Annotated in this window: 6 protein-coding genes; 4 read left to right on the forward strand and 2 right to left on the reverse strand. The window is 59.6% G+C overall.

Annotation, left to right across the window (positions count from 1 at the left end):
• Positions 1-311: 311 nt before the first annotated feature.
• Positions 312-1,277 carry a hypothetical protein gene (locus HB376_RS38120; RefSeq protein ID WP_213768854.1) on the forward strand — a complete coding sequence of 322 codons (966 nt, stop codon included), beginning with the start codon at positions 312-314 and terminating at the stop codon, positions 1,275-1,277.
• A 48-nt stretch (positions 1,278-1,325) separates the two neighbouring features.
• Here the strand turns inward: HB376_RS38120 and HB376_RS38125 are convergent, their stop codons facing one another.
• Both HB376_RS38125 and HB376_RS38130 read right to left on the reverse strand, forming a co-directional pair.
• Positions 1,326-2,480 (reverse strand): porin, encoded by a 1,155-nt coding sequence (locus HB376_RS38125; protein WP_213768855.1) that lies wholly within the window; start codon positions 2,478-2,480, stop codon positions 1,326-1,328.
• A 594-nt stretch (positions 2,481-3,074) separates the two neighbouring features.
• Positions 3,075-4,760 (reverse strand): SulP family inorganic anion transporter, encoded by a 1,686-nt coding sequence (locus HB376_RS38130; protein ID WP_213768856.1) that lies wholly within the window; start codon positions 4,758-4,760, stop codon positions 3,075-3,077.
• Between the two features lie 342 nt (positions 4,761-5,102).
• Here HB376_RS38130 and HB376_RS38135 point away from each other — a divergent pair, with 342 nt between their 5' ends.
• The 3 genes from HB376_RS38135 to HB376_RS38145 are packed head-to-tail and all read left to right on the forward strand — an operon-like array spanning position 5,103 to position 9,303.
• A complete protein-coding gene (locus HB376_RS38135; protein WP_213768857.1) occupies positions 5,103-5,738 on the forward strand; it encodes a DUF1007 family protein in 636 nt (211 codons plus the stop codon).
• A complete protein-coding gene (locus HB376_RS38140; RefSeq protein ID WP_213768858.1) occupies positions 5,732-6,856 on the forward strand; it encodes a hypothetical protein in 1,125 nt (374 codons plus the stop codon). The genes HB376_RS38135 and HB376_RS38140 overlap by 7 nt, the downstream gene beginning before the upstream one ends.
• A 56-nt stretch (positions 6,857-6,912) precedes the next feature.
• On the forward strand, positions 6,913-9,303 hold the full coding sequence (locus HB376_RS38145) for a PIG-L family deacetylase (protein WP_213768859.1): 2,391 nt from the start codon (positions 6,913-6,915) through the stop codon (positions 9,301-9,303).
• Positions 9,304-9,368 lie beyond the last annotated feature (65 nt).

Genomic DNA, 9,368 nt, shown 5'->3' on the forward strand with positions numbered 1-9,368 from the left:
CAGATGACCACATCGAGCAATGATGCTGCATGTGGTCACTGCCGTCTGTCGCTCACCCATGCCTTTTCGCCATCAAGTATCCATCGGTCAAAGAACGCCTAAGCCGGCCTGAAAAGTTTCAAAGTCTTCCACGCAATGGGAATTCGATCTGAAATGCGCAATGGTTACCGACCGTGACAAAACAGGTCGGATAGAAAGTTCAGTCGTTAGAATCCGCCTACCCATTGATCGCACGATACGGTTCGGCGCTTCTCTCTCGCATGACACTTTTATCGACTGCAATACGACCAAAGAAGCCGATAAGCAGCTGCGTGTCAGCGGTGCTGTTCGCGTTCGGGCTGCTTTGGGCCGTGCCGTCGGACGCGCAGGAATTCTCCGTGTCGGCCGGTACAGGCCGTGCCAACGCGCCAAGCGAGTCGACCTACTCGTGGAGTTTCACCTATCTACAGGCGCTGGACGCGAACAACGCGCTCAGCTACTCGTGGATAAACGAAGGACATTACACGAATCATCACCGGGATGGTTTCGCGCTCCAATACTGGCGGCGGATCTGGTTCTTTAATGATCGGCTGGCGCTGGCGGGCGGCGTGGGTGGATACAATTACTTCGATACAACAGCTTCCGACGAAGGCAGGCGTTACGCCGATGTGCATGGTTGGGCCTTGATCTATAGCCTCACCGCAACGTGGTACACGCGCACACCGTGGTTTTATCAAGCGCGGGTGAACCGGATAGATACATTCCATAGCATCGACACAACCAGTGCAATGCTGAGCGTTGGCTATCAACTCGGCGCAACCAATCATTCCGGCAGCATCCCGGACTATCTTGCACAAGGCTCGGGTAGCCGGAACGAACTCACCGTACTCGCAGGAAAAACCGAAGTGAACAGCCTGCATTCGCCGGGCGCGTTTGCGAAGAGCGTTGAGTATCGCCATGGCTTCGGGTCTTATGTCGACGCTACCGTGACATGGCTGGATGAGGGACCGACCGCGCTCACCCGGCGCAACGGCGTGGCGACCGAGTTATGGGCCAGCCGCGGATTTTTCGACGAGCGGCTCCGGCTCGCAGTGGGTGCCGGGCCGTATGTTGCCATCGATACCTATAAAATCCCGGGCGGCACGAATACGACCGACAAGGTCTCCGCGCTCGTCACAATGACGGCAAGCTATCAGTTCGCGAGACACTGGCTCGTCCGCGCCTCCTGGAATCGCGTGCTGACGGGCTACAACAAAGATAGCGACGTGTTTCTCGCCGGCATCGGCTACCGTTTCTGAACATGCGGCATCGGCCACGCATGCCGCATGTTTAAACGGTTCCCATCCTCAGAACTTGTGACGCATGCCGAGGATAAACATTTCCTGGCTCGCCGTGCCATTGAAGCCATATGAGCCGATTGACGCCTGCGCCGCCGACGTCGTGCCGTCCGGATTGAGCTGAGTACCGCTGGCATGCTGGTACGCGCCAACCGCATAAAGATCGGTACGCTTCGACAGCGAATAATCCGCCCCTAGGCTCGCCTGGTTATAGGTGGCCGACGTGTTACCACTCGCCTTCTCATACGAGTAACCTACGGCGAACAGCATGGCCGGGGTTGCCTGGTAGTTGAGGAACGCATTGCCAATGTTGTACTTCTCGGTGCTCGTGAAGGTTGAATCACCATCATTTTTATATTGCGCATTGCTGTATGAACCGCCGACCGTGAAAGGACCCAGCGCGTACTGAATGGCCGCACGCGCAATGCCCAGTGATTTTGCTGTCACGTAGCCGCTGTTGATTGCACCATCGAAGATTGCGTCCGACGATGAGGTCGGATCCCATCCGGCGCGGAATGCTCCCGCAGTCGGGCTGGGGTTCGTGGCGAGGAAATAACCGGCCGCGATACCGAGGGGACCGTTGTTGTAGGTGAGCGCACCGCTGTAGGTGTACCCCTGCCCCGTGCGGCCGGCCAGACCGCTGAAAGCGTACAGCCCTTCGAACTGCAAGCCCGAATAATTAGGCGAGACGTACTTCACGGCATTGGATACGCGCAAGCTATTGTCATAGTTGTCCACGTCACCCGGGGTCGCGAAGATACTCCCAAAATAATTGTCACCGGTGAGCGGCTGAACCATGTCAACAAGCGGATCGTATTGCCGGCCAAGCGTCACCGTGCCCCAACTGTCACCCGACAGGCCCACAAACGCCTGACGCCCGAATTCGCGACCGCCCTGGCCTAACTGGCCCGTGCCAATATCAAAGCCATTCTCCAAATCGAAGATCGCCTTGATACCGCCACCGAGATCTTCGGAACCCTTCAAGCCCCAGCGATCACCCGACAACGTCCCATCGATAAAACCCCAGCGGCCGCCGTCACTGGTTTTTACGTAACCGACGCCCGCATCGATTGTTCCGTACAAGGTAACGCTGGACTGCGCCTGTACGCCACCTGCTACGCCAAGGAGCGCCAATGAGATCACGCTTAGAGAACTCTTCTTCATTTCTTTCTCCACGCTAAGACACGGGAAAGGCATTCGGTTTATACCGTATTTGGAAATAATCCGGCCATCCGAATGAGAGAAAATTATTTTGATTGGTATGCCTAAAGAGATTGGAAATAAACAAAACGAAAAACGAACGTCAAGGCACTGTAATGGAGAGAGACCGCAAGCAAGCTCACGGTCTCAAGCTCGCACTGAAAATGTTTGGCAACAACTTTCGTGGAGAACGCGAGCCGAAGTTAATCTAGTCCAAAAAAAGAACTAGTTCAATACCACGTACATAATCAAATGTTGTTTTCTGGTACTGGTAGTCACGGGTTGAAGTCGCGGAACAAAGATTGCTTAACGGCTTGTCTTTTGGCTGTCGCGATCCATCGGGGTTTATCGACTGGACGAATTGCACCATTCTGGAGCGTTTCGCGTCCCCGGGAAATGATCCCGCTCAGAATTTATGCGGGTCCCGATCCGGACAATGATTGGCGATTGCTGTTCGACGCGGCCGTCACATCAATCTGGTGAACTTGCAGACCCGCAATCAGCGTTGTTCCAGCCGACGCTGTTGCATGCCCCGCCCGGGGCATGTTCAATGCGTATTCAATGAGCGCTCGATACTGCCGACGGATCGAATCCGGCCGCTACAAGCGCCTGATGCAGCGTCTCCAGGATGTGCGATTCTCCCAGCACCGCGGTGATTCCGTGCCGGTCCATATCGGCTCGCAGATACTGGTTGACGCGCGCAAACAGCACGTTGACGCCGCGCTGCTTCAGACTCTCGCAGAATTCAGCGAGCGTGCGGGCCGCCGAATAGTCGAGGTCAGTGATCGCGCCCGCGTCGACGATGAACCAGTGGACCGTCGTGGGTGCGCGATCGAGCAGGCGGCGCACGTCGTCGACGAAAAAATGATCGTTCGCGAAAAACAGGTCGGCGCCAAAGCGATAAACAATCAACCCGGGCGCAGTTTCGGTGCCCGGCGTGGCAGGCACCGGTACCCAGCGCCCCCCGGCCGCCGGCGTGGGCGCAAGCATCATGGTGTGCGGATGATAGCTATGACGCACATGGCGCAGCAATGACAACGCAACCGCCAGCAGTATCCCGTCCTCAACACCGATCACCACCACCGCCAGGGCCGTGACGAGCGCCAGTGTGAGTTCTCCGGGGCTCTCACGACGGATGGCGTAAAGACTCTTCACGTCGATCAGCCCGATCGCGATCGTGAACACAATGCCCGCCAGCACGCAGTGCGGAAGATACTGCAGCCACTTGCTGAAGAACAGCAACACCACCCCGACCACAACCGCAAACACCACTTGCGCGAACTGGCTGCGTGCGCCGGCGCGATCGGCCATGGCGGTCTGGGTCGGACTGCCGTTGACCACGAACGCGCCGCTCACGGCCGCCACCGCGTTCGCTGCTGCTATTCCCAGGATGTCCGCATCGGCGTCCACGGGTTCGTTATAACGCTCCGCAAACACGCGGCCCGCCGCGACGCTTTGCGCAATGATCATCACGAAGCACGAGGCGGCCACGGGTAACAGGTCGAGTATCTGTTGCCAGGTGGCAAGCGGGAAGCCTAGTGCGGGCAGTCCGCCGGCAACGGGCCCCACGACCGAGATGCCATGCCCGGCGAAGTCGTAGACATAACTTGCCGCAATGCCGCCGATCACGGCGAACATGGCGACCGGAAGACGCGGCAGCAAGCGCTTGAAAACGAGAATACAGGTCACGACTGCGGCCGATATACCCAGCGTTGGCAGCGAAACGCGAGCAAGATTAAGCGCTATCGATTCGATCTGTCCCAGTGTCCGCGACGACCCTGGGGACACGCCAAGCATGTCGCCCAGCATCGCGACGCCGACCTGAATGCCGACGCCCGCCAGGAAACCGAGCAAGACAGTGCGCGACAGGAAATCGGCCAGGAAACCGAGCTTGAAGATCCGGGCGATCAGTAGCAACCCGGCCGTCAGCAGCGCAACGACCCCTGCAAGCGCCATGTATTGCGCGCTTCCGACCGTGGCCATGGTCGACAGGTGGCTTGCAAAAATAGTCGCTGTTGCGGAGTCTGCGGCCACGACCAGATGGCGGGACGCGCCGAACAGAGCGAAGGCGAGCAGCGGCAAAAACGCCGTGTAAAGACCGGTCACGGCTGGCATTCCCGCTATACGGGCATAACCCAGCACTTGCGGGATATCCATTGACGCAAGGGTCACGCCGGCCAGGAGATCGCGGAGTGCCGCACCGCGGCCAAGCGGCAACACGCCCCTTAACAACTTAAAGCGCATTGTGCGTCCCCGAACGATGTTGCATCCAATACTGCGATAAAAATGAAGGTGTCATTGGCGCATCGTGCCGCAAGTTGATTTGGAAGAGCAAGGTTTCTTGATGACAGTGTTGCAAGGCCTGACGCCATTGCCGCACGTTCTGGGCATTAGAAAAGAGCCGTGTTATAAAACGGGCTCGTATTGGAGGTTGGTCGCGACGAGGGCGACATGCAGATGAGCTTTCTGAAACGAGGCCGGTTTTGCGTTCATTACATGACACTGTGTCTTGCCTGGACCGCACGGACGCTTCTGCAAGCCAAGGCTGACGCTTCGCCCCGCCTGCGGCCTTCAGTCAGACCGTCCGTGACTTCCCTGCTCGTTCTCGTGCGCGGGTTGCGCCGCGGGTTATGTCGCTACCTGCTGCCCGCATGCTGTGGGCTTCCGCTTGCTGCCCTTCCCGCTCTGACCCAGGCGCATCCGCACGTGTGGATCAATTATTCGATGGTCGCCCAGACCCAGGGCACGCAGCTAGTGGCCATGCAGCAGACCTGGGTTTTTTCGAAAGGTTTTCCGTTTTCGTTGGTCGGCGATTTTTCCCACATGCCCAAGTCCGGCCCGCTCAACGCCGACTACACGGCGACGTTCAAGGCACAGGCGTTCTCATTGCTCAAGAGCTCGGATTACTTCACCCACGTTTTTGTCGATGGCAAGGCGGTCGCCGTGGGCGAAGCGCGCAACTTCAGTGTCAGCATCGAACAAGGTCATGTTGTGTACCGGTTTCTTTTGCCGCTCGTAAAACCAGTGGACTTCAAGCGTGAGCGAGTGACGCTCGGTGTCTGGGACGATACATTTTTCGTCGACTTTGAAAGCGCGGCGCAGCCCGTATTGACGCTCAGCGCGGGCTCGCCGGGTAACTGCAAGGCGGCCGCGTTCGAGGATCACGATCACCCTATTTTCGGTGGTTCCATCTTTCCTCAAGCGAGCAGATTATCGTGCTGACCTGCTTCGGTAACCGGCGCGGTGGTGGACATCTAACGATGATTGGCTTGTGCCTCGCCGCTACCCTGACGCTTGCGACGCCTGGTGTTATCGCTCAGACCACGGACGTCTTCGGGCGTACGTCGACGGGTGCGCCGAGCGCGGCTAACACCACCGATGCGCCTCGACCCACGCCGGCAGCCATGCCCTCGATCGTCCGCGATGCCGTCACTGCCAGCATCCACTTGCAAAGCAGGTTGAACGAAAAGTTGCAGGAGGCGCTCGCGAACCAGCGCGATGGATCCGGCCTGTTCACCACCTGGATCATCGTGCTGTGTTCGTTCGCGTACGGGGTGTTGCATGCGCTTGGACCCGGGCACGGCAAGATCGTGGTCAGTGCTTATCTGGCGTCGCGCCGGGCACGTTTCGTGGACGCCGCGCTGCTGAGCGGATGGAGCGCACTGGTCCAGTCCTTGTCCGCGATTGTTCTTGTCGGTGGCGCGGCGTGGCTCTCCCGCGAAGGACTGCCCGACATATTGACGCGGGCGTCGAGTCTTGAACTGGCGAGTTACGTTGCGTTGCTCTGCGTGGGTGTCTGGTCGTTATGGGCCGTTGCGACGCGGCGCGATTGTTGCGACACGGATCGCGTGGCGCTTATCCCGAAGAAACGCACGAGCCCGATATCAGAAGGAAGTGCTTCGGGCGATCTGGACGAAGCCCGGTATCTCGGTGCGAGCTTCGCTCAACAGCGTTCGCGTGCACGCTGGGCTAGAACCGACGTCGAACGCGGAACATCGCGGGCTCGCAGCCGGATATTCCTGACGGGCATGGCAGTCGGTGTACGTCCGTGCGTGGGCGCGATCTTCGTGTTGATTGCGGCCCTCGCCAACCATGTATTTATCGTCGGGGTACTCGCGTCGTTGGCCATGGGAGCAGGCGTCGCTTGCACGGTGCTGGCGATCGGGATGACGAGTTTATCCGTGAACCGGATGGTATCGAACGTAGCTGTTTTCAGGCGACAGAAAGTCGACCGGATTCGTTTCGGCCTGGCGCTTGCCGGCGCCATTTTCATTACGGCGTTCGCGGCATGGCAAGTCTTTGCGCTAGTTTCCGGGACGCAGGCCGCATCGCTCGCGTGAGCGCTGATCGGGCGGCCACATTATATGGGCCAAGAAAAATTTCATACGGGGTTGTGATGCGAATACGCCGTCGGATACGGGCATCGGCTGCTGCGCTATTGCTATTGATCATCGGAGTGGGCGCGTTGTTCACGCCAGTCAGCGCACATGCGGCCGATTGCCATGCCGGCACGCTCGTCACTGTCGTTGCTCACCTCGACGACGACCTTCTCTTCGTCAATCCGGGCATCAGCGACAAGCTTCAGGCGGGCTGGTGCGTCACGACCGTGCACTTGATTGGTGGTGCTAACGGTGCGAATTTCGACTACGTGAAGCTGCGCGAAAAAGGCACGCGTCTCGCTTATGCACGCATGGCGGGCGTAGCGGATGACTGGATCGAATCCACCGTCGTGTTCGCCGGCAAACCCGTGCACCAGATGGTGCTGAAACAGCAGCCGAGGGTGACCCTGCTGGAACTGCGGATGCCGGGTGGTGCGGTACGCGGTGGCAAGGTGCCGTTGGGCCTGATGTGGGACCAGGGCGAGACCATCAACACTTATCCCATCAACAACGACGGTTCCAATGCCACGCACTATGACCGCGCGGAGACGGTCGCCACGCTCAAGCAGATCCTCGCTCCCGCGACCTTGATCTATACGCTCAACCCGGACACCGTGCCGTTCATCGAACACCCGGATCACATCTATTCCGCACGGATCACGCGCGTGGTGGCCCAGAGCCTCAACCGGAACATTCCGATTGGTTACCACGTTACGTATCCTACCGGCGGTATGCCGAAGAACCTGAGCGGCGGCGAGACCCAGATGAAGCGCGATGACGTGGCGTCCTACTTTGCTATCGATGGCGACGACAACGGCGAGCACGTCTTCGGTGAGTATCAGTGGGACGGAAACTGGGTGGCGCGCCGCTACTGGACCGAGTCGAGTTCAAGCGCGGCCGGGCTGGAGTTCCGGCCGCGCTCGAGCAACCTCGTCAACGAGTACTCGAGCCAGTGCCTGACCTCGGCCGGCATGAACGGCAAGCCGACACTCGCTGGTTGCTCGGGCGCGAAGACACAGGACTGGCACTGGCAACCGGTACCGGCCATGCCGGGCACGAAGAACAACTCGCAACTCGTCGATGAATCCACGCAGCAGTGTGTGGCCGAACGCGGCGGCGACCTGATCGAAGAGCGGTGCAATCAGGACGAGGCGGCTCAGAAATGGACGCCGTGGGATTTCGGGCTCGTGTACACCCCGCTCGGTCACTGCCTCGCGGGGCATAACGGTGTGCTGTCGGCCGGGCATTGCTTGTCGCTGACCGCGGAATCGCGATGGGCGCCCACGCCTCATTCGCAATGGACTGACCTGCGCCAGGACGCCGCAATGTACGGCAACGTGCGAGGGACCGTGGACGGTGAGAAGCCTATCAGTACAGTTTATGTCCAGCGGCGCCGGGACGGGCCGGGCTTCAACGTATGGGTAGCAGGCTTTTCGCGGTTGCCGACCGCCGCGCCGTGGTATCTGAACGCAGTGCCATTCAACCCGCATGCCGGCACGCCCACGTGCGCCGGTGACACGCTCTGCTTCGACAGCGTGCGTTTCCTGCTGGGTGACTTCGAAGGCACGGGTCGCGATGACCTGATGGTGATTGCACCACGCAACGGTGGCACGGCTTTCTGGCTGATGCGCAGCACCGGCACGCGCTTCGAAGCGCCGCATCTCTGGTATCAGACCTCCTCGGCGTTGACGCCTGCCAGCGCACAGCAATACGTAGCCGGAGACTTCGACGGCAGCGGCCGCGCCGGCGTGATGATCGCGCAAAAACGCAGCGACGCCACGCTCGACCTTTGGGTTATCGCTAGCGAGGGGTTGGCCGGGCATACGCCGGCACTCTGGATGAAAGCAAGCGGACTTAGCGCGAACGCGCGCTTCCTGCCGGCTCACGTCGCCGGATCGCAGCACACCGGTTTGATTGCGATAGAAACCGTGAATTCGGCGATGGCCGTGACGCAACTCGCGAGTTCGGGCGGCGCGTTTGCCGGACGCTTGCGCGGTAACACCTATGCGGAATTCGCACCCGCGTTCGCCAAGGTGGTCGCGGGCGACGTGGACGGCGATGGCATCGATGATCTGGTCGTGCTCCAGCCTCGCGGCGATGGACCCGATATCAATGTATGGCGGATGAAGGGCGGCACGATATTGGGCGACGCGGTCAAGGTCGGCACTATTCATGAATCGTCTTATGCCGATGCTGTTCCTGCTCTTGTGAGGCGGGGGCGTGGTGAGACGCTGATGCTCTTCAAGCGCGCGAATGCGAAGCTCGGTGGGTTCTATTTCACTGGGGGGGCGCCGAGTCTTATTGGTTATGATTTGAGTGCTTCGTTTAAGCTGGGGGCGGCGCATGTTTGGGGCGACCTGCCTGGGCTGTTTTCGGAAGCGTTGTGGGTCAATATGCTGGCGCAGTAAGGGGGGGCTCGCGCCGGTGGGCGGGTTTGGGGTTTGGCGGGTTTGGGGGTAGTGGGCGGGGTCTA

It is taken from the genome of Caballeronia sp. dw_19 (assembly GCF_018449515.1).
Lineage (GTDB): Bacteria > Pseudomonadota > Gammaproteobacteria > Burkholderiales > Burkholderiaceae > Caballeronia.

Coding starts and splice junctions, on each gene's coding strand:
- HB376_RS38145 (WP_213768859.1), top strand. CDS start 6,913: ATGCGAATACGCCGTCGGATACGGGCATCGGCTGCTGCGCTATTGCTA.
- HB376_RS38125 (WP_213768855.1), bottom strand. CDS start 2,480: ATGAAGAAGAGTTCTCTAAGCGTGATCTCATTGGCGCTCCTTGGCGTA.
- HB376_RS38130 (WP_213768856.1), bottom strand. CDS start 4,760: ATGCGCTTTAAGTTGTTAAGGGGCGTGTTGCCGCTTGGCCGCGGTGCG.